The sequence below is a fragment of the Legionella sainthelensi genome (assembly GCF_900637685.1).
In the GTDB taxonomy this organism is placed as follows: domain Bacteria; phylum Pseudomonadota; class Gammaproteobacteria; order Legionellales; family Legionellaceae; genus Legionella; species Legionella sainthelensi.
Window position 1 is genome coordinate 1,617,986 of sequence record NZ_LR134388.1, and the last position, 21,776, is coordinate 1,639,761.

Below are 21,776 nucleotides of genomic sequence, written 5' to 3' on the forward strand. Positions count from 1 at the left end.
GAAAGCTTACTTTCGTTCTTCATTGCGCAGAGTTAAAATTTCTACACCGTTATCTGTTACCAATAAGGTATGTTCCCATTGGGCCGAAAGGCTGTGATCTTTGGTGACTACTGTCCAATGATCAGGTAATAACCGTGTATGATGTTTTCCAACATTGATCATTGGTTCAATTGTAAAAGTCATGCCTGGTTCTAGTCTCATTCCAGTTCCAGGCACTCCATAATGCAATACTTGGGGATCTTCATGAAAAATACGACCTATACCATGGCCGCAATAGTCGCGAACAACGGAGCAACGGCTTTTCTCAGCGTGTTGTTGAATTGCATAGCCTATATCTCCTAAATGAACGCCTGGTTTTACCATCTCTATTCCAATAAAAAGGCAATCATGGGCTACCTGGACGACGTGCTTGGCTTTAACTGATGGATTGCCAATAAAAAACATTTTACTGGTATCACCATGATAGTCATTTTTTATGACAGTCACATCGATATTGATGATGTCTCCATCCTTTAAAATTTTTTTCCCAGGTATTCCGTGACATACGACATGATTCACGGAAGTGCAAATAGATTTTGGAAAACCATTATAATTTAAAGGGGCTGGAATGGCTTTTTGTGTATTTACAATGTAGTCATGACATAGGGTATTAAGCTCATCAGTTGTAATACCTTCTTGTACGTGAGGGCCTATCATTTCAAGAACCTCTGCGGCAAGTTTGCCAGCGATACGCATTTTTTCTATTTCGTCAGGAGTTTTTATTGTAACCGCCATTATGCATCCAAAAAGTGTTATTTATTATTGTTCCATAGTTTATAGAGTGGCTAAATTAAACAAAAATTTCTGGCATTATCAATCACTTATCACAGATGATTTTTTGTTACTCTTTCATTAAAAATGACTTTCCGCCGCTTCTTATTCAATATTGCTTCGATGTAACAAAAATACCTTCAACTGTGAGATATGAGATAAATGATGTTTTCTGGAACGCGGACAATTTTAGCATAACTGATTTTGTATGTCATCGAATTGCTTTTGCAATCAAAGATAGTTTTCAATCAATTCGGTTATACTTACTAAATAAGGCTCATTCATCTTAAGGAAATAAAATGAAAATACATATCTCTTCTCTCATTTTTTTATTGTTATTTTCAAATACCTCGGCTTTTGCTTATGAATATGGTGGATATCATTCTGGTGGGAGCTACTATCGCGGTAATTATGAACACAATGGATATTATAACGGCTATCACAATAACGTTTGGTATGGTGGAACTGTAGATGTCAATTCATGGGATGATGGAATTTGGTATGATAATAATCTAAATGATGATACAAATGGAGTAGTAGGGGTGCCTGATGAGGGCTATTATGATCCTTCATGTCAAACAATCGATGATTGCAGTACAGGTACATGCATGTTAGTAAATACGTGTGAATAAAGACAGATTATGCATAATAATAAATTTCAATGGGCAGTAATCGGAGCAGGACCGGCAGGAATTGCAGCCGTAGGTAAGTTACTGGATCACGGTGTCTTGCCAGAGGATATTCTTTGGTTAGATCCGCATTTTAAAGTGGGTGATTTGGGTCTTTTTTGGCCTAACGTTTCGAGTAATACTAAAGTAAAACTCTTTAAAAATTTCTTATTAGCGGCTCACTCCTTTCATTACAAGGACGCTGCTATTGAGTTTAAATTAAACCAATTACCAGAAGATGAAACGTGTACTTTAGGTTATGCGGTTGAACCCTTGCAATGGGTTACTGACCATCTTCTAAAAAAAGTACAGTCTGTAAAAACAATAATTCATACTATGTTTTTATCTGATAGATTATGGTCCTTAAGTTCAGAAACAGAAACCTATCAGGCTAAAAATGTGATTTTAGCCACGGGAGCATTGCCTTCCACGCTTAATTATCCTGGAGTCAATGTCATTCCTTTTGATATTGCGATTGATAAAGACAAATTGTCTTCAATATTTCATCGAGATGAAACCTATGGAGTATTCGGTTCGTCTCATTCCGCAATGATTATCCTAAAACATTTAGTCGAGTTAGGTGCAAAAAAAGTTATCAATTTTTATCGTTCGCCTTGTTGTTATGCCATTGAAATGGATGATTGGATTCTTTTTGATAATACGGGACTTAAAGGTCAAAGTGCGTTATGGGCTCGAGAAAATATTGATGGAGTTTTACCTCCCAATCTTATACGTTATAATGTGAGTGAACCCAATATTGCACGTTTTTTACCTGAATGTGAGCATGTCATTTATGCCGTAGGTTTTGAGAGACGTAAAACGATTGTTATCGGTGATTATGAATATTCTCATCATAATCCTTATGTGGGTATTATTGGCCCAGGATTATTTGGACTGGGTATTGCATATCCTGAAACCAGAGCTGATATCTATGGTAACGTAGAATCTCAGGTAGGACTATGGAAGTTTATGGTCTATCTTAATAAGATTATGCCAATCTGGTTTAAATATCCTGCTTGAATCATATCGATGTCTTTATGAGCCAGTAGGTGGACTATCACCTACTGGGAGTTATAGGTTTAATTCTAATTAAGATAATTTAAGCTGATTTTGCTTCAGTAGCGATACTGAGCTTGCAAAATTTAACTCTGCTGGTTTTCAAGGCTTAACCAGGCAACCCCTATCTAAATAATAAAAAAATTTGTAAACTATGCTCCCTTTTAAGGAGTAAACCATCATATTGAAACATACTAGTTATTGGTCTAGTGAATTAATCACTTTATTATGCAGCATTTTTTTACCTTAGCATGTAATAGCTCTTTTTGGACTGAATTATTGCGCAATAAGGAATTGATGAATGTTCATACTTGGTTTGTTATTTTGGGTACAGCAATCGCAATCACTGGATTACAATGGTTTCTGCTCTTATTAGTGATTAATCGCTGGACTTTTAAATGGGTTACCATTTGTCTTTTTTTGATTACATCTATTGCAGTTTATTTCATGAGTACTTTTCATGTGTACATTGATTCAACAATGATCACTAATATCATGAGTACGGATTATCATGAAAGTAGAGAGTTTCTGCAATGGCGAATTCTGCCTTATTTTTTATTATTGGGTGTCCTTCCTTGTTCGATTATATGGCACATTAAAATTTATAAAAGAAGTCTGATTTCTTATTGGATCGGACGATTAGGAACAATTTTTTTATCATTATGTATGGTATTTGGGGGCGGATGGGCCGTATTTCATGATCTTGGCCCCATACATCGAGAGCGAAAGGAAATTGCATATTTGATCACTCCCTTAAATTTAATTTCATCTTCTGTAAAAGCATATAGTAAAACTCGCTCTGTTCAAGCAGATAAAACAAAAATCAAAATTGGAGAAGATGCATATCAGCTCCCACGTGTAGAAAATAGCAAACCTCGGGTCATGGTACTTGTTGTTGGTGAAACGGTTCGCGCACTAAATTGGGGATTGAATGGTTATCACAGGCAAACAACTCCTGAACTGGCAAAACGTCATGTCATTAATTTTAATCAAGTAACGAGTTGCGGCACCACGACTGCCGTTTCTCTACCCTGTATGTTTTCTCCTTATGGAATCCATGCTTATGACAGTCAAAAAATAAATCAAACAGAGTCTTTACTCCATCTCCTTGATCGAACTCATATTTCAATATTGTGGCGTGATAATCAATCCGGGTGTAAAGGTGTGTGCGACGGCTTAATCACTGAAAAATTGGAAATAGATGCCTTATGCAAAAAAGGGCGTTGCTTTGATGAAATTCTTTTACATCAACTTAAGCAACGTATTGTTAAAAACAAAGAAGATCAGTTAATAATACTGCATATGTTAGGTAATCATGGTCCAGCATACTATGAACGCTATCCAAAGCAATTTAAACATTGGCAACCTACCTGCGAAACCACGGATTTATCCAGTTGCTCGCAAAAAGCTCTGATCAATACTTACGATAATGCTATTTTGTATACTGATACAATGTTAGCGGATGCTATTGATTTATTGGATACGATTAAAACTCATGATACAGGACTGATTTATGTTTCTGATCATGGGGAATCATTGGGAGAACATAAGTTGTATTTACATGGACTACCCTATTTTATGGCTCCTGATGAACAAAAAAAAGTTCCCATGATTTTATGGATGTCCCGAGGGCTTGCAAAACAATTAGTAATAGAAGAGGACTGTCTACGCGATAAACAATCGCATTCTCTCTCTCATGACTATCTTTTTTCTACATTACTGGCTTTTTTTGATGTGAAAACAAAAGAATATAATTCAACATTTGATTTGATTTCTTCGTGTCGAAATTTGAATAAGAGCACGTAAAGTGTTTATTCATAACCGCCAATGGTCTGGAGCGAAGGAACATGTACTCATCCTCATGCAATTGCGAACCCAGATTGGTGGAGGCATAGTACCCTTATAAAATGGATTTCCTTTGCAAAATGACGAAAACCATAAGTCAATGTAAGTTGGGATAAGGTCGATCCTTATGTTTAATCCTTGGAGGGTGCCGCATGAGATTGGTAATGCCAGAATTTGGGTAATAACAAACAGCATGCAGTTACTCCAACAATGCACAATATTCCGCCTGAGATCAATGCTGTAGAAATACCAAGAGAAGAGGCGATAAATCCGGCGCGTGTATCTCCTAATTTAGGCCCACTTAAATAACTAATCATTTCAATACCCGCTAACCTTCCCCTGTATTCAGTTGGAATAGTATTATTCCAGAGGGTAGTGCGAAAAATACCACTTATGGCATCAAATGCACCCGACAAAGCTAAGAAGATCAGGGCTACCCAAAGGGAACTTGCTAATCCAAATCCAATAATTGAAGCACCCCAAAGTAGGGCAGCTATTGCAATTGCTTTACCATCCTGGTTTATTTTTGAAGTCCATCCACTAAAAAAGAAATAAAAAGCGCACCAATTGCTGGAGCAGAGTAGAGTAAACCTAAAGTTTTTGCGCCACCAAATGATTGTGCTAAAGCAGGAAGCAATGCATTGGGCCAAGCAAAAATCATAGCAAAAAAATCAACAAAATAACTTCCCATTAATTCTTGTCGATTAAAAGCAAAAGAAATTCCTTGTTTTAGAGAGGATAAAATTGATGGGTGTTCTTGAATTTCGGGTTTAGGTAAAGTACGCATTCTTACCAAGGTAATTAACGATAAGAAAAAAGTAATTAAATCAATGAAATAAGTAACCACAATGCCATAATGGGCAATGAGTAGCCCAGCAATCGCAGGCGCACAGATCATGCAAAAACTAAATTTAAATGTGGCGAGTGCCCCTACTTTTTTATAATCACTTGGCTTGACAATCTGTTGGATAACACTGTCAAAAGCAGGGCGATGTAATCCATTAATGGCTGACATTGCAGCAGAAACAATGAAAATGAGCCATGTAGACGGAGTTGCATGATAAGAGTTTAATGCCAGTAAGAAACAGCCTCCAGTCAGAAATAGTTCACTGATAATTAATAATCCTCTACGATTATACCGATCGGCAAATACCCCTCCAATCAATGCAGTGATTAAGAGAGGCAATAATTGCACAAGGCTTAATAGTCCAACCATAAAGCTCGAATGGCTTATTTGATAAATTTGGTAGGGCAGGGCAACACTAGTGATCATGGTACCAATAAATGAAATGAATTGCCCTGAATAGAGCAATCGAAAATCACGATTTTTTTTTAGTAGAGAAAAATCTAAGAAATGACTCATTTTGAAATATCCAAAATTATGGAAAGCTTATATTGAAAAATTATGTGTTACGTGTTACGAGCTGAGAGATGTTACATTTTGCCTTACTTACATAGTACACCTTACACATGGTTTGATACTTAATACCAAATTTATTGGCATTAAGCACCATCGATAACCATGCTAGCTCCAATTCATAATTTTGGGGAGAGGAGCTTAAGATAGATTATAAACAATCCTTAATAGAACAGTAAACATTAATTTGTGCATTTTTATTTATTTTATACAGTTCTTGGTGCTATGAAATGAGCTAATTAGTCATAGTGGTATCTAAAATTAGTATGAGAAAGTAGGCAATTAATCTTTTAACATGTTGAAAATAAATTAATATTTGAAATTTTCGTATAACATATAAGAACAATCAATTGGATATTAATTGATCTTAATGTTTAAATTAAGTGAAAATTAGCTGTAGCAAACTGATGGTGGAAATTTGGTTTATTGAAGCAATCAGAACGCGATTAAGACAAAATGGGTATGAAAAAATGAGTTGTCTGGATACCTTAAAATACATAATTCAAGAAATAATAAAAGAGAAAAATAAACTGCTTCAAGAGCATATAGAAGATAGGGTTTATTTAGAACGGACATGCTGCACCTTACATGAAAAAAAGTAGTAGTTGATAGTCTCATTAAGAACCTCGCTTTTGAAATCGCAATTAGAGATGAGTTTTTTACAAACAGACTTCAGATACCAAAAGTGGAGAGACAATCTTACATAGAAAGAACAAGTAAGAATTTGATAAATATAACTGTTGCTATGGATACTCTAAATAAAGCATCCCATTCTGGAATTAAATTTTCTGAGAAAGGACTGGAAGATATACTTTTTAAATTTGGAAAAAAGGCAGAAAGTTATTTAAGTCATCCATTTATAAAGCAGTATATTGTTGACGATGGGAAATTTCACTTATTTATGGGTAGAACGATAAATACAATTAATAAAGTCTTCTTACAGAAATATATCTTTTTATAGCATTGTAATAGCACCATCTGCTACGCTCGACACATCGTTGCATACTTCATCAAAAGCTTTAAAAATTGCAGTTGTGATTTATGTTTTTTTAATTTTTAAACCTTTTTCTTTGGGTGGATATATGTCTGCTAAGGATACAGAAGTACCATGCTCTGAGACAATCCGAGCATGTTGCCTCCTTAATTCACGTGGCTCTTCTACGCCACAGGAATGGCAAATGACGCCTACTTCATAAGTAAGGTTTTTTACATAGTGATATACACGGTTTGCTTTAATTTTGGGATTTAAACCTCTAACAAGCCATTTATTGTGAGTCGCAATTCCTGTAGGGCAGGTATTTTTATGGCATTTTAATGCTTGAACACAGCCGAGAGCAAACATAAAGCCACGTGCGGAATTTACAAAATCAGCACCGACACAGAGCGCCCATGCAACCATGCCAGGAGTTATTAATTTTCCTGATGCTATAATTTTAATTCGTTCACGTAAATCATATTCAACAAGTTTATCAACAAGAACAGGGAGACTTTCTGTTAAAGGCAATCCCATGTAATCTGCTAAAGTAAGTGGAGTGGCTCCTGTCCCGCCTTCAGCACCATCCAATGTTATAAAGTCAGGCGCATATTCAACCCCTCTTTTAATAATTTCTTGGCAAAGCTCATCGAGCCATTCATAATTTCCCAAAACGACTTTAAATCCCGTAGGTTTACCCGTTATTTCTCTTATATGGTGAATCATGTTGAGCAATTCAAAAGAGTTTGAAATTTCAGGAAAACGGTTAGGGCTTATTGAGTCTTGGTGAGGTTTAATTCCGCGAATTTTAGCAATTTCTTGAGTAACTTTTACTGCGGGTAATAATCCTCCTTTTCCAGGTTTTGCTCCTTGGCTTAATTTAATTTCAAACATTTTAATTTGAGGATGTGCTGCAGCTTCTTTCAATTTCTCATCTGATAAATTGCCATGTTCATCACGATATCCATATTTTGCAGTGCCAATTTGGACAACTAAATCACAACCACCATCTAAATGATAAGGGGATAACCCGCCCTCACCAGTATTAAGCCAGCAACCTGCTTTTTGAGCACCATGTGATAAGGCTAAAATTGCATTTTTTGAAATGGCTCCATAGCTCATCGCGGAAATATTAATTAATGAGCTTGTTGTATAAGGAAATTCACAATGGTTGCCTATGGTAACCGAGTTAGATTTTACGACATCACGCTTAAGTACTGGGAATGGAGAATCTACAAAATATATTGTATTGATCGGTTTGCGATCTCTAGTGGATCCAAATCCTATGGTGGTGTCTGTATTTTTGCTTGCTTCATAAACCCATGTACGTTCAGTGCGGTTAAAGGGCAGCTCTTCTCGGTCTCGAGCGTAAAAATACTGTCTTAAGTACACTCCTAATCTCTCGGCAATATACCGTATATAACCAATAAGAGGAAAGTTCCTTAAAATGGTGTGTTTTTTTTGGGATATATTCCATACTGCTACAAGAATGAGTAGCGAGATTAAAATAATGACTAATAACTCTAAAAAGTTGGTGTATCCTTTCATAAATGAGCATCCAAACCAGAAACTCACTCAGAATACAATACAAAAGTGTTTGCCGGCAAGGCGCCTTGGAACCGGGTTAGTAAAACTCAGAATTTTAGGAAATCAATTTATATCACAATTAGCACTTGTTGATCGGATAATGGCATAAAGATATTGCATATATCATTTTGATCGTATAAATTGCATTTTATGCTAAATAAAAACTAAAGGATTAATGTTGTGTCAACGTATTGGGATCTCCTCATTCAATTAGACGCCATGGACGAAAATGCCAACGTTTACTTCGCTAGAATGAATGCTCCATTTAATGTCAAAAGACTCTTAGGGTGAGAGATACAGCGTGACGCACCAATGATTTATATGACTGATCAATATTAGCTTCGCACCGCTAAAACAAACTAAGCTTCAATACTCATTATTTTATCAAGGAGGATAGAAAAAAATTATTAACAGAGAGCAAAATCAAGGATTAACGCTTTGCACTGGGCAAAAATTTTAAACCCTATCCGTTGTGTCTTGTCCATAGCTTCTATAAGTGATCTAGATACTGTGGTTAAGTTCAAACACCAAATTGTCCTGTACGAAGGGATTAACAATTTCCAAAAAGGAGTAAATATGTTTCAAGTGGATAATAGTGGTAAAGGCAATTGTATGTATTATGCGTATAGTATTTCTTTAATGTATTTTCTACGAGCCAAGAATATTCCTGAGGTAACTGAAGATATTTTTAATACATTAAAGCTTGGAGAAGAGGAAAAGATTCGTCTACGAATTCTATTATCTAAAAAGTCAGAACAAGAGTTTTCTTCATCTGAAATTAAAAACATCATTGAACCCATTCTTGGAAAAGCAACTCGCACTTTAGCGGCAGAATATACAAAAAAAGAATTTAAATTATCTCCTCAAGATGCTCCTTTATTTTCTTCCGCTCATTATGGATTAGAGTTTTGTTTTAAATGTTCTATGCGGATTAATGGTTCGGAGTTGTCACATCTCATCGAGCATGAGTTTGATAATCCAGATTATATTGGAGCAGAAATTTATAAAGTCAAAGGCATGGATATGGCAATGCAAGAGTATTCTCTCGCTCGATTGCCTTATGTTATTGAAAAATTCAATCGTGAGTGGAGTATTAAAGAACAAGAATTTATTGAGCAGAAAAAAGAACTCACTGAACGCGAGATTCAATCTAAAAAAAGAACTCTTTTAGATAAAATTCTGAGAAATGAAACAATCGAGTTTTTTTTAGGGGAAGAAGACAAGCATCTGGATCAATATGTTCATCATCTCCAACAAGAGGGCGTTTGGGGTACCGAAGAAACGCTTTTCGTGCTACATCGGGCGATTCAAGGAGAACATGTAGTTCGAAATGAGGGGAGAGCCCAAGTTTTATATGATAGAGAGATTATCTTACATCTGTATCGAAATGATGGAATTTCCTATGATCAATCTGGAAGTCCCGAAATGATTGTGAATAATAAAGGTAATGTTCATTGGACTTCGATAATACCTGATTCAATATTTGTATTAAAGTATACTCCTCAAGAGCAAAAACTTTATCAATTGCTTGATGACATGCAGATGGAATATGAAAGTATACCTCAAGGTTCAGAAAAACAGGTCGTTGTTTCGAATGAGTGGCTTCTTGCTTTAAGAGCTCAACTGGGTACCATGAAAGATAATCCTAGCCGAGAAATGAAAGAAAAGGCAATGGGCGATTCAATGCAAATTCTTGGTAAGATGATGCCGACATTAGGTAATTATCCTTATTGGAGAGTTATGCTCTCTCATTTTTTCTCTGCTTTGCTCGAATGTATTCCTATCTTTATGGCAGATAAGAAAATAAGTTCGGGATTGATTCAATGTGAATCATTGATCACTACACGACCACGTCCTACTTCATTCAGTTCAGAAAGAAAAGAATTACCAAAAGCATCTGAACATAAAGAATCATTACCTCCCAAGGTTGCCAATCACGAAGAAAGCGCAAGCCAATCTCAAAAAGGCCTGGTTAGTAAATTTTCTCAACATACCTTGTTCAAAATACCTTCTGCACCAATTCATAAAACCTATCCTGAGGAAATTGCCAGATATATTCGAGAAAACAAACAAACAGGACCGAGCGTCGCAAAGGTGTTAAGAAAAATGTATCAAGAGGGTGTGAGTGGGAATGAGGCGTATTCTCCGGAGAAGTGTAGAGAAATAGCCCAACGCTATATTGGTTATGTCAAACATCAACGTCGGAATTTTGTTCTTGCGGATGTGGTTAATTTTATAAAAGATATGGATGAAGTGATAAAACAAAAAGAAGCACACCTTGAAGAGTTTATTGAACATATTGGTGGCCTGAAGTTTAATTAATTCATTAAATTCTATCTTTAGGGTCTGTCATCAGAATTTTTCCATCTCGACATTTTAGGCGCAAATCATAATTCATCGAGATGGAGAAATTTGTAAACTTGAGTTGATCGGACAGATACGTCTTAAAAACCGGTAACTGTCAGATCAAATTTGAACTACTACATGTAATTCATTAGTTAAGTCTCACTCTATTGTTTCTCTCCTCTGTTCTTTCCAAATCATTCAATTCACCTTGCAGTTTTTCCTTATAGCTTTTAAATCTCTCCGTAAGAGTCTCTCGGCCAACTAGCTTTGGTTCTTCAGTGTGAAGTGCATCATGTAAATAACGAGTAAATGAGTTTGCATTAACACCTGAAGTGTTCACTATGTCATGTGTTGCTTTTAATATTTCGGCCATAGGCTTATCCTGCTCAATCATTTTTATTAATTTGTCTGCTTGTTCTCTTCCATACGAACCATAAGACCAATTAGAGAGTCGCCACCCTGTAGCATTTGCGTTGGACCATTGTAAGTATTTTTCTGCAGCGGTTTTTACGTTCTTTATGGTATTGCCAATCTTTTCCTTTGCTGTAAATAGTTCGTCAATTTTTTGTTTTTTTTCGTCAATTTTTTCTTGAAGTGCAATTTTATCTTCTCCCTTAACCAAGGTATCTTTCTGCCTCTCAAGATTTCTTAATTCTTCGAGCAACTCATTCTTACATTCAGTTGCTTCTCTCATCGTTTTAGATTTTGTTATTCGTTCAGGCTTAATGGCATTGCAGTCTTGAAGCAATGCATTCAAAGGATTTGTCAGTCGATCAAATGCGTTTACCGCTTCAGCATTTTTCAATAAAGTCCCGTCTGGCTTTATAAATAACCCTCCAGGATTACTTACGGTTCTCATATATTTATTGTTATGAATTGTATAATCTTCCTTAGCTAATGCTTGCATAACCCCTAATGGTAATCCGGGAATTTTTTGTTTAAATGTTTTGTCATCGGTATGAATACGACGAGGCTCAGAGGGAGGTCCCTCAAAATTTTCATTAAGTCTCGCACCGATCATTGCATGAGGTGGTCTACTTGGGAATGTATCTATAGAGATTGTAGGTTTACCCTTTCTATGTACTTCTATCCACATATGTTCGGGTAGAAGCTGCCCATGGCCTATGTCATTTTTATCCTCTTCTGAACTACCTCCGCCCCCATAACCACCGCAAAGATAGACGGTGACCTCTTCTTCATCCACAGGCTGACCACATTGTCTGGTTGCGTGATTACCTAGTTCACCCATAATCGCTTTTCTTACATCTTTGCTGTCGATGGTAAGGGGAACATCTAAGGACTCCATGGTGCTTGCCAAATTACCTAAATTTTCTAAGGACCAATATTCACCATCATCAAGTCTGCCGTCTGCAGCAAATCTAAAGCAGGCTATAGAATCAATAGTATTTTTGTGATTTGCAAATTGCTGTTGATGATCTATTATTTGTTCATTCATTGCCTTAAAAAAACCCTCTTTATTCATTCTTTGATCTTCGACAGAGCTGTTATTTTTCAACCTATTCCAAAACAAGTTCATCATTTTGTTAAGATTTTCTTCATTAGGTTCACCAAGCTCACCGGTCTTCATTTGTCTATAATATTCATTGATGGCTGGTGAAAGTGTAGAATACAAAGATTGTGTGCGTACTGTTGCCTGATAATCGTTAGGTGGGTTAGTCTTATTTACAATTGCAGTTATTATTTCTTTTATTGCACCTTCAAATTCTCCCCATGTCTTTATGTCAGCCATAATTCATTCTCCAGATTTAAGCAATATTTTATTTAATAATAGCAAAGAAATAGTTTTACTGCGGGTTATGAAATTTATTGATATATGGGATTAATAGGAACAACAAATGAACGTTCTTTTTCCGTATCTGTCGAACTGAGACATGGTTCAAAACACACGTATTTTAGCGAATACAGTGCGAGTAAAGTCAACTCATTAGGTCATAAGGGTAAGAAATTTATGACGCTTTTGAGCCTCTGTAAAATTAGTGATGTACAAATTTTCTAACCGTTGAACGTCAATAATCAAACGCTGAAAAATGGTTTTAAAGCCATGGCAATGACTTTGGGCTGCTTTGACTTTATTGTTTATTCCTCCCACAAAGCCACTTTTTTTATCTCCAAAGAGAATGCATATTTTAATGAAAAAATGATTATTTTCAGTACCATTATTTGCTGTTTATTCCCTATAGAAGGTGATAACATCATCAACGATTAAGTATGAGCTAAGGAAAGTAGCGCTGATGAATAAGGGAGTAAATTCATTTATTTTTTTTGTCGCCTCGATTGCTGGATTTGGTGGCTTTTTATTTGGTTTTGATTCCAGTGTTATTGCAGATGTTAAAGATCAGATTGTGGTGCAATTGTCCCTGACAGGGTGGGAATGGTCTCAGGTAGTCAGCATTAGTTTAATTGGGTGTATTCTTGGTATTCCAGTAAGTGGTTTTTTTGCGGATAAGATAAGTCGACGCTGTCTTTTAAAAACAGTTGCCCTGGGCTTTATTGTAGGAACAATCTTATGTGCTTTGACCAATTCTTTAATCGTATTATTAGCAGGACGCTTTATTATTGGGATTTGTATCGGCATTGCTTCTTATATCGCTCCCTTATTTATTGCAGAAATCGCTCCTCCGAATAGAAGGGGAACATTAGTTTTGATCAATGGTTTAACGATTACTTCCGGTCAGGCTATCGCGTATTTAATCGGTTATTTTCTTCATGATTGCTCTACAAACAGCTGGAGATTTTTATTCGCAATAGGTGGTATTCCTGCATTGGTATTATTTATAGGAATGTATTTTGTGCCTCATTCACCTCGTTGGATAATGAAAAAATATGGGGTGGATGAAACAATAAAAACTTTAAAACGTATTCGTCCATCCGGTTATAACATTCAACAAGAAATAGATGAAATTGGTTGCCACATCAAAAAAACTCAACCAGGCTATGATTTATTACTTAAACCGCCAATTGTTTATGTTTTAGCAGTCGGGATTATTTTAGGTGTATTCCAGCAACTCTCAGGAATTAACGCTGTAATGTATTATGGGCCAGTTATTTTTGAATCAGCAGGTTTTTATCCAGTTTCTAAGGCCATTTTGGCAACTTTTTGTATGGGAGTGGTTAATTTTTTATTTACAGTACTCACTTTGTTTTATATTGATAAATTTGGACGACGTTTTTTATTATTAGGTGGTACTCTTATTGCTGCATTTAGTCTCTTTGCGGTTGCCTTATTATTTAATTCGGCCATGCCTGGGCAAAAATTCTGGATATTGGGTTTCTTATCACTCTACATTATGGGGTATTGTATTAGTGTAGGATCTTTATTCTGGGTTTTAATCTCTGAAATTTACCCTTTGCATATACGTGGCTTAGCGATGAGCATTGCTACAGTAGTGCAGTGGGGAGCTAATTTTTTAGTTTCAATATCTTTTTTGGCTATTTACCAAAATTTAGGGCAAATGCTTACTTTTGCTTTATTTGGTTCACTATGCTTATGCGCTTTTTTATTTATTTACCATTTTATACCAGAAACTACCGGCGTTTCTTTGGAGAAAATAGAAAAAAATTTGATGTCAGGCAAAAAAATTAGAGCTATTGGCAAACAATTATCGAATCCACTAAAAACTAAAAAATTTGAATTAATGAGAGATTAAAATGGATAGTATCAATCAGCAAAGAAGATGTCGTATTGGTATCATTGGCGCAGGACGCATTGGTAAATTGCATGCAGAAAATATTAAATATCATTTACCAGAATATGAATTGCAGGCCATCGCAGATCCTTATTTAGACAGAGAATGGGCAAGCCAACTGTCAATTCAAGGGCAGTATAATCATGCTGAAGAGGTACTTTTTCATCAAAATTTAGATGCTGTCCTTATTGCTTCCCCAGCGAATTTACATGTAGCACAAATTAAAGCAGCTAGCGAAGCAGATAAAGCGGTCTTTTGTGAAAAACCCATAGGATTGAGTGAAGAAGAAATTGTAGATGCCCTAAATACAATTGAAGCTAACAATACATTATTACAAATTGGTTTTAATCGACGCTTTGACCCAAATTTTTCTTATTTGCAGAAACAGGTGCAGGCGGGGGAAATTGGTGCTGTTCATGTGGTTAAAATTACCTCTCGGGATCCTGCTTGTCCAACGCATGAATATTGTAAAAACTCAGGCGGCATATTTATGGATATGAGCATTCATGATTTTGATATGGCGCGTTTTTTAACGCAATCAGAAGTTGTTGAGGTCTATGCTACAGGTGCGGTACTCATCAATGCTGATTTTGAAGCTCTGGATGATGTGGATACTGCAATAATACAAATGCGTTTTGCAAGCGGCGCTCTGGGGGTTATTGATAATAGCCGCCAGGCCGTGTATGGCTATGATCAACGTATAGAGGTATTTGGTAAAGAAGGGATGCTATTAGCTACAAATCAACTAAAGCATTCCGTGTTTTGTTATTCAAATACGGGTACTGAACAAGCAAACCCAAAATATTTTTTTCTTGAACGCTATCATCAAGCGTTTATAGCAGAGTTACGTTCGTTTTATGATGCTTGGTTGAATAACAAACCCAGCCCTGCTTCCGGGAAAGATGGTTTGCAAGCTTTGCGAATAGCCCAAGCAGCAAAACAATCTTTAGCGAGTAAATTACCTGTTTTTTTAAGTTGAGGAGCGACATGATTTACCCACCATTTTATTTTGATGCAAAACGACCAATAGATTTGATTTGTATGGGTCGTGTGGCAGTCGATCTTTATTCAGAACAAATTGGAACTTCATTAAGGGATGCAGAAAGGTTTAAAAAATATTTGGGCGGTTGTGCTGGAAATATTGCTGTGGGTGGATCTCGTCTTGGCCTTAAGTGCATGATGTTTTCTTGTATTGGAAAAGATGAGATGGGATATTTTCTGAAAAAGGAATTAGAATCGGAAGGGGTAAATACGGATTTACTACAAGAAACTGAACATCATTTAACCGGACTTGTACTATTAGGTATAAACCCCCCTAAAGAATTTCCCTTAATGTTTTATCGTACTGATTGTGCGGATATGCAAATTAAGGCGCATCATATAAACAGTGAAGTACTCCAGAAGGCAAAAGCCATTTTAGTGACAGGGACAGGCTTATCCACAGCTGCTATGTTACAGACAACAGAAGAAGTGATCCAACTTGCAAAACATGCCGAAACAGCTGTAATTTTTGATCTGGATTATCGTCCTGTTCTGTGGGGATTAATGCAGGTAGGTGATGGAGAAACGAGATATGCTCAGAGCCAGAGTGTAAGTACTACTTATCAACGTATTTTATCGTTTTGTGATTTAATTGTAGGTACTGAAGAGGAAATTTGTATCGCGGGTGGCTGTGATGACGTCGAAAAGGCATTAGAGAAAATAAGAGCATTAACTCAGGCACCTGTAGTTGTAAAGCTAGGTGAAAAGGGTTGTGACGTTTATTTTGTAAAGTATAATCAACCTTTAAAGACGAAACCATTCCCGGTGGAAGTGCTTAATGTACTTGGTGCAGGAGATGGTTTTATGGCCGGTCTTTTATCCGCTCTTTTGTATGGGAAGCCGTGGGAGATTGCTACTACTTATGCGAATGCAAGCGGTGCATTAGTAGTAACACGTCATGGCTGTGCTCCAGCTATTCCTTATAAAGAGGAGCTGAACTATTTCATTCAACATTTTGATGAACAGCCGCAGATTTGGAAGAGTACTTATTTGATGCAAATGCATCAAATAAGAGAGATGCGAAATGCACATTGTCTTATTAAGAATTCACAAGGTTTTAATCAAGGATGTAATCCTATTGTGACTATGAATCCTGTAGTAAAGGACAGCATGAGTTTTAGTGCTTTAAAATTGATTGCTGGGGAAAAATATTCATTTAATGACCATTATGAATTCGCTGCTTTACTAATGACTGGAAAGGTAGTATTTCATTATGGTGAACAAAGCCAACAAGTGTACCGATATGATTATTTTCTCCAAGAGCCTATAGTTTTGCACTGTGCTTCAGGCCAAATAGCTTCAGTTGAAGCGCTGACTGATTGTGAGATTTTATTGATCGAAACAGAAAATAATGCTTCATTTGCTCCTATATTATTCGACAAATCGAACCTTTTGGAGTTAGATAATCGAGGAAAAGATATTTTAAATGACAGTTCCTATCGTATTGTAAGAACGGTGTTTGATAAACGTAATAGACCAGAGTCTAATTTGGTCGTTGGGGAAATTATTACTTTTCAGGGGCGTTGGTCAAGTTACCCCTCTCATTATCATGATCAACCTGAAATTTATCACTATCGTTTCTCAGAGCCGCAAGGCTACGCATTTGGCGAAAATGGGAAAGAGGTTTTACGTATTGAGCATTATGATACGTATCAAATCGCTCCGGGCCAAACTCATGCTCATTGTACGGCTCCAGGATATGCTCTTTATACACTATGGTTTATCCGTCATTTAACCGACAATCCTTACAATACGCCAACTTTTCTAAAAGAGCATGAATGGACAAGAACAAGTAAAGCAAATAATAGGGTTTGGAAAACTAAGGATTAGTATTAATGAAAATTCGATTAACTATGGCTCAGGCATTATTGCGATTTTTGGCGAATCAATACTTAGTAATGGATGGCAAAGAACATCAATTTATTGCAGGAGTATTTGGAATTTTTGGGCATGGCAATGTGACTGGCTTAGGTGAGGCACTTGAATATGACAGTTATGGTTTGACTTATTATCAAGGTCATAACGAACAAGGAATGGCGCATGCCGCCACAGCTTATGCAAAACAAAAAAATAGATTAAGCATTTTTGCTTGCACTTCATCTATAGGCCCTGGTGCAACCAATATGGTTACTGCTGCGGCTACGGCAACCACAAATAGAATCCCTTTATTGTTATTGCCAGGGGATGTATTTAGCTGCAGACAACCGGATCCTGTTTTACAACAACTTGAGATATCACATGATTATACGTTATCCGTGAATGACTGTTTTAAACCAGTGAGTAAATATTGGGATAGAATTGTTCGACCAGAGCAATTGATGACTGCTTGCATGAATGCGATGAGAGTGTTAACAGATCCAGTTGAAACAGGTACGGTTACGCTATGTTTACCTCAAGATGTACAATCAGAAGCATATGATTACGAAAATTCTTTTTTTGAAAAGCGTTTTTGGTACATTGATAGAGAGCCTGTCAGTGAGCGCGCCCTTGATGATGCGATTCAACTTATTCTTAAAGCAAAAAAGCCATTAATCATAGCAGGGGGGGAGTCCATTATTCTTTTGCTACAAATGTCTTAGCGCAGTTCGCGCAACACCATAAGATTCCAGTAGCTGAAACACAAGCGGGTAAAAGTGCTTTACCAGAAAGTCACCACATGAATGTAGGAGGAATAGGGGTTACTGGTTCTGAAGTAGCAAATATTCTTGCCGCACAAGCTGATGTAATTCTAGCAATAGGTTCCCGTTTGCAGGATTTTACTACAGCGTCCAAGTGGGGTTTTAAAAATGAAGAATGTCAAATCATACACCTTAATGTTTCCCGTTTTGATGCATTAAAAATGAATGGCTTGATGTTGAAAGGGGATGCAAAAACAGGTTTAGAACAATTAGGAAAAAAATTAGGAAGTTATCAAACAACCAATGAATATCAGCAATTGGTGCGGAATTATCAAAATGAATGGCAGAAGGAGCTAAAACATATTTGTGCGACAACTCAGGCTTCAGTAAGTGGTTTATCTCAAATTAAGGTAATTAGTCTGTTGAATGAAATGGTGACTGAAGATGATGTAATTATTGGTGCGGCAGGGAGTTTACCAGGAGATTTACATCGATTTTGGCACTCCAAAGCTCCTAAAGATTATCATCTGGAATATGCTTATTCCTGTATGGGCTATGAAGTTGCGGCGGGCTTTGGGGTGAAATTAGCTAAAGAAAATAATCCAGGCGAGGTTTTTGTTTTGGTAGGTGATGGCAGTTTTGTGATGATGCATTCAGAGCTGCTTACTAGCATTCAAGAGCACAAGAAAATAATTATCATTATTTTTAATAATCATGGTTTTCAATGTATTAGAAATTTACAGGAAAGCCATGGTAGCCAAGGTTTCGGCAATGAGTTTCGTTTTCGAGAGAATAAAACGAATCGGTTATCAGGAGATTATTTACCTATAGATTTTTGTAAGTATGCTGAAGGATTAGGTGCTCGCTCTTTCTATGTGAACTCTTATGAACAGTTGGGTATTGCAATCGAGGCTGCTAGAAATGAAACAAATTCTGCGGTACTTGTGTTACCGATATTGCCTAAAACTATGAGTAATGGTTATCAAACTTGGTGGCGAGTAGCGGTTGCAGAAATATCGAATTCTGAAGAAGTGACTAGGGCACATCAAGTGATGTGCAATCAGTTGAAACAGATCAGGGAATATTGAAGAAACTGGGGGCTTATTGTCGTCCTCGCGAAAGCGGGAACCCAATGCTTCTTCAGTACGAGCGATCTCAATAGCAAATGGATCAGAAGTATTTTTTAGTTTAAATTTTTTGAGAGTCTCTCAGTCAAATTATTTTGATTTTAATAGAGGAATTATTGATGCACATCAAATTGGGAATAGCACCAATTAATTGGTGTAATGATGATGATCCAGAGTTGGGTAAAGAGATTAGTTTCGAGCAATGTATTCGTGAGATGTCAGAGGCAGGCTATAGTGGTACAGAACTAGGTAATAAATATCCTCGGGATGTGTCTGTTTTAAAAAAGGCACTCAATAATTATGGGTTACAATTATCCAGTTCCTGGTTTAGTACTTTTTTTACAGAGTCAGCACAGTATGAAAATACTTTAGCACGGTTTATGGAACACTTAAGCTTTATGAAAGCTATGGGAGCATCCTTCATAAATATATGTGAATGTGGACACGCAATTCAAGGAACAAGATCACCTATTTTAGGTTCTGACAAACCTAAGTTTAACGAAAAGCAGTGGGAAAGGTTGATTCAGGGACTTCATGCTATTGGGCGTATTGCCTATGATTTTAATATGCATCTTGTTTATCATTATCATGCAGGAACAGGAGTTTTTTATGAGCATGAAATTGATTTTTTAATGGAGAACACTAGCCCCCAATTAATTTCTTTATTAATGGATACTGGGCATGCTGTGTTTGCTGGTATGAATCCTGTGGATTTGATAAATAAATACTGCAAGCGGATTTTATATGTTCACTTGAAAGATATTCGCATAAATGTTCTGAACAAGGTTGAGAGGGAGCAACTGAGTTTTATGGATGCGGTACGCAATGGTGTTTTTACAGTACCAGGCGATGGTGCTATTGAATTCGCATCCATATTTAAAGCCTTACAAAAACATCAATATACTGGATGGATGATCGTTGAGGCGGAACAAGATCCAGCCAAAGCGCCTCCACTTGAGTATGCTAAAAAAGCGTATGACTTTTTGCAGCAGTACATTATTTGACCTGAGCGCGACATAAGGCATAGACATATCTTTTATGTCGCTAAACGTTCCCAGACATTAATTCCTAACTTTAGAATGATTTTTGTTTTTTTTGACATCGCGGAGCACTTCCTGTGTCACCCTCATTCCTGATAAATACGCCCCATGAACGGTGCTTAGATCCGTTGTAGAAGTTGCTTCTCCTGCAAAATAAAGTTTTCCTGCAACGGGCTTGGCTAATAGGGTAATCATCTTTTTATCGATATCTTTCGGTAAATAGGAGTAACTGCCCAGAGTATAGGGATCACTAGCCCAATGGGTTCTTTTTGTTTTGATCGGCTCAGGAATATTACTTCCATAAATCTGTCGTAGATGGTGCATAACCCAGTGGATGAGGGGACCCTTTTCCATATTGCGTGCCAGCTTGCCACTAGTAAATACGATAAGAATCGGTTTTTGAGTGTATTTGTAAAGATTGAATATGTTATATGCTTCTTCTTTATTGCGAGGTAACATACCAATCCACTCTTTATCTTTATCCCAAAAGACTTTATCGAATAATAAATACAGTTTTTCATAATTACCCATTTGCAATTGAGCAATTGCATCCCGTTTTTCTTTAGGTAAACGAGGACGAAATAGAATTTTATTAGATTTAAGTACTCCTAAGGAGACAGTGATGATGGCTCGTTTGGCATAATAGGTATCATTTTGGGTAATAATGGTAACTCCATCTGCATCATAATCAATTTCTCGAACAACTTGATTCAAATATAGAGGAATATGCTGTGAAAATTGTTGGAAAATCTGAAAATATCCTGCTGGAATAATGGCGTTTTTGCCAGTCGCAGTTGATTCTTCAGAAACGAAATAGGAGTTAAGAGACAATTGAGGCAAATTATCTGCAAATTCGTAAGTATAAATATTATCCAAGGCATAATATAACAAGGAACTTTGTTTTGAGGTTAATTTTTTTTGTTTTGCGAATTCAGTAAAATTTTGCTCAAAGGAGATTAACGTGTTACGCGTTTGGCAATACTGTAAGAACTCGTAGGCTAAGCTAGAAAATAGATGTAACTCATAGTTCGATACAGGTTTTCCGCTGTTGCCATATAAAGCAAAATCCTCAAGCATTGCTATTAGATTAGAATTATCATAGCTTGTTGTTGCAATAGATAATTTTCCCAGTAAAGGGATTAATGGGTTGTGCTCAATACCGTGAATCCAAGAGGCACCTAATTCAATGGCGAATCCCCAATTATAGTCTGTATCTACTCTGCCGCCGATACGATTTTTTGCTTCAAGAATAAGTACATCTTGCTGTGCCTGATGCAATTGTTTTGCTGCAGTGAGTCCAGATACTCCAGCACCAATAATTATGGTATCGTAGCGATGCTCTGCCAAGGAGCTTTTAAAAAGGAATAATAAAAAAATAGAATAGATAAATCGTTTTGTACCTTGAAAAAAACTCTTCTTCATTATCTAGTTAAACCTATTTCTTTATAAAAATATTGCTCGAATTAAATAAGCACCAAAAATTGCTCATGGTAATATCATTTGTCTGCTTTATTCAATATGCTTTTAATAGAAAAAGAGCT

The 21,776-nt window shown here is 36.5% G+C and carries 13 protein-coding genes and 2 pseudogenes; 10 read left to right on the plus strand and 5 right to left on the minus strand.

The genetic code is table 11. The annotated features are described in order from the left end of the window. Positions 1-6 precede the first annotated feature (6 nt). A complete protein-coding gene (gene map, locus EL220_RS07175; protein WP_027270120.1) occupies positions 7-774 on the minus strand; it encodes a type I methionyl aminopeptidase in 768 nt (255 codons plus the stop codon). Between the two features lie 335 nt (positions 775-1,109). On the opposite strand from map, the gene EL220_RS07180 reads away from it, so the two are divergent. The 3 genes from EL220_RS07180 to EL220_RS07190 all read left to right on the plus strand — a co-directional run bounded on the left by EL220_RS07180 (position 1,110) and on the right by EL220_RS07190 (position 4,340). Beyond that, complete coding sequence (locus EL220_RS07180) at positions 1,110-1,442, plus strand: hypothetical protein (RefSeq protein WP_027270119.1); 333 nt, start codon at positions 1,110-1,112, stop codon at positions 1,440-1,442. A 9-nt stretch (positions 1,443-1,451) separates the two neighbouring features. Next, complete coding sequence (locus EL220_RS07185) at positions 1,452-2,498, plus strand: FAD-dependent oxidoreductase (RefSeq protein ID WP_027270118.1); 1,047 nt, start codon at positions 1,452-1,454, stop codon at positions 2,496-2,498. 264 nt (positions 2,499-2,762) lie between these two features. Beyond that, positions 2,763-4,340, plus strand: a complete 1,578-nt coding sequence (locus EL220_RS07190) for a phosphoethanolamine transferase (protein WP_232002682.1) — start codon at positions 2,763-2,765, stop codon at positions 4,338-4,340. 170 nt (positions 4,341-4,510) lie between these two features. Here the strand turns inward: EL220_RS07190 and EL220_RS07195 are convergent. Continuing rightward, positions 4,511-5,742: pseudogene (locus EL220_RS07195) on the minus strand (MFS transporter). Positions 5,743-6,203: 461 nt separating this feature from the next. Between EL220_RS07195 and EL220_RS18760 the strand changes: the two are divergent. Next, the gene (locus EL220_RS18760; protein ID WP_232002683.1) at positions 6,204-6,398 is read left to right on the plus strand and encodes a hypothetical protein; all 195 of its coding nucleotides are present in this window, start codon (positions 6,204-6,206) and stop codon (positions 6,396-6,398) included. A 437-nt stretch (positions 6,399-6,835) separates the two neighbouring features. On the opposite strand, the gene EL220_RS07205 is transcribed toward EL220_RS18760, so the two are convergent. Beyond that, positions 6,836-8,317: an FMN-binding glutamate synthase family protein gene (locus EL220_RS07205; RefSeq protein ID WP_027270114.1), complete on the minus strand. Its 1,482-nt coding sequence runs from the start codon at positions 8,315-8,317 to the stop codon at positions 6,836-6,838. A 615-nt stretch (positions 8,318-8,932) separates the two neighbouring features. Here EL220_RS07205 and EL220_RS07210 point away from each other — a divergent pair. After that, positions 8,933-10,678 carry a hypothetical protein gene (locus EL220_RS07210; RefSeq protein WP_027270113.1) on the plus strand — a complete coding sequence of 582 codons (1,746 nt, stop codon included), beginning with the start codon at positions 8,933-8,935 and terminating at the stop codon, positions 10,676-10,678. 172 nt (positions 10,679-10,850) lie between these two features. Here EL220_RS07210 and EL220_RS07215 read toward each other — a convergent pair whose 3' ends face one another. After that, positions 10,851-12,452: a hypothetical protein gene (locus EL220_RS07215; RefSeq protein WP_027270112.1), complete on the minus strand. Its 1,602-nt coding sequence runs from the start codon at positions 12,450-12,452 to the stop codon at positions 10,851-10,853. A gap of 502 nt (positions 12,453-12,954) precedes the next feature. Here EL220_RS07215 and EL220_RS07220 point away from each other — a divergent pair. The 5 genes and pseudogenes from EL220_RS07220 to iolE all read left to right on the plus strand — a co-directional run bounded on the left by EL220_RS07220 (position 12,955) and on the right by iolE (position 20,199). Next, positions 12,955-14,370, plus strand: coding sequence for a sugar porter family MFS transporter (locus tag EL220_RS07220; protein ID WP_027270111.1), 1,416 nt, complete (start codon positions 12,955-12,957; stop codon positions 14,368-14,370). Position 14,371: 1 nt separating this feature from the next. Then, the gene (iolG, locus tag EL220_RS07225) at positions 14,372-15,388 is read left to right on the plus strand and encodes an inositol 2-dehydrogenase (RefSeq protein ID WP_027270110.1); all 1,017 of its coding nucleotides are present in this window, start codon (positions 14,372-14,374) and stop codon (positions 15,386-15,388) included. An 8-nt stretch (positions 15,389-15,396) separates the two neighbouring features. After that, the gene (iolC, locus tag EL220_RS07230) at positions 15,397-17,280 is read left to right on the plus strand and encodes a 5-dehydro-2-deoxygluconokinase (protein ID WP_027270109.1); all 1,884 of its coding nucleotides are present in this window, start codon (positions 15,397-15,399) and stop codon (positions 17,278-17,280) included. 5 nt (positions 17,281-17,285) lie between these two features. Continuing rightward, positions 17,286-19,156, plus strand: a pseudogene (iolD, locus tag EL220_RS19640) (3D-(3,5/4)-trihydroxycyclohexane-1,2-dione acylhydrolase (decyclizing)). 158 nt (positions 19,157-19,314) lie between these two features. Then, positions 19,315-20,199, plus strand: a complete 885-nt coding sequence (gene iolE, locus EL220_RS07240) for a myo-inosose-2 dehydratase (protein ID WP_027270107.1) — start codon at positions 19,315-19,317, stop codon at positions 20,197-20,199. Positions 20,200-20,256: 57 nt separating this feature from the next. Here the strand turns inward: iolE and EL220_RS07245 are convergent, their stop codons facing one another. After that, positions 20,257-21,657, minus strand: a complete 1,401-nt coding sequence (locus tag EL220_RS07245; protein ID WP_027270106.1) for a flavin monoamine oxidase family protein — start codon at positions 21,655-21,657, stop codon at positions 20,257-20,259. Positions 21,658-21,776 lie beyond the last annotated feature (119 nt).

Coding starts and splice junctions, on each gene's coding strand:
- map (WP_027270120.1), bottom strand. CDS start 774: ATGGCGGTTACAATAAAAACTCCTGACGAAATAGAAAAAATGCGTATC.
- EL220_RS07180 (WP_027270119.1), top strand. CDS start 1,110: ATGAAAATACATATCTCTTCTCTCATTTTTTTATTGTTATTTTCAAAT.
- EL220_RS07185 (WP_027270118.1), top strand. CDS start 1,452: ATGCATAATAATAAATTTCAATGGGCAGTAATCGGAGCAGGACCGGCA.
- EL220_RS07190 (WP_232002682.1), top strand. CDS start 2,763: ATGCAGCATTTTTTTACCTTAGCATGTAATAGCTCTTTTTGGACTGAA.
- EL220_RS18760 (WP_232002683.1), top strand. CDS start 6,204: ATGGTGGAAATTTGGTTTATTGAAGCAATCAGAACGCGATTAAGACAA.
- EL220_RS07205 (WP_027270114.1), bottom strand. CDS start 8,317: ATGAAAGGATACACCAACTTTTTAGAGTTATTAGTCATTATTTTAATC.
- EL220_RS07210 (WP_027270113.1), top strand. CDS start 8,933: ATGTTTCAAGTGGATAATAGTGGTAAAGGCAATTGTATGTATTATGCG.
- EL220_RS07215 (WP_027270112.1), bottom strand. CDS start 12,452: ATGGCTGACATAAAGACATGGGGAGAATTTGAAGGTGCAATAAAAGAA.
- EL220_RS07220 (WP_027270111.1), top strand. CDS start 12,955: ATGAATAAGGGAGTAAATTCATTTATTTTTTTTGTCGCCTCGATTGCT.
- iolG (WP_027270110.1), top strand. CDS start 14,372: ATGGATAGTATCAATCAGCAAAGAAGATGTCGTATTGGTATCATTGGC.
- iolC (WP_027270109.1), top strand. CDS start 15,397: ATGATTTACCCACCATTTTATTTTGATGCAAAACGACCAATAGATTTG.
- iolE (WP_027270107.1), top strand. CDS start 19,315: ATGCACATCAAATTGGGAATAGCACCAATTAATTGGTGTAATGATGAT.
- EL220_RS07245 (WP_027270106.1), bottom strand. CDS start 21,657: ATGAAGAAGAGTTTTTTTCAAGGTACAAAACGATTTATCTATTCTATT.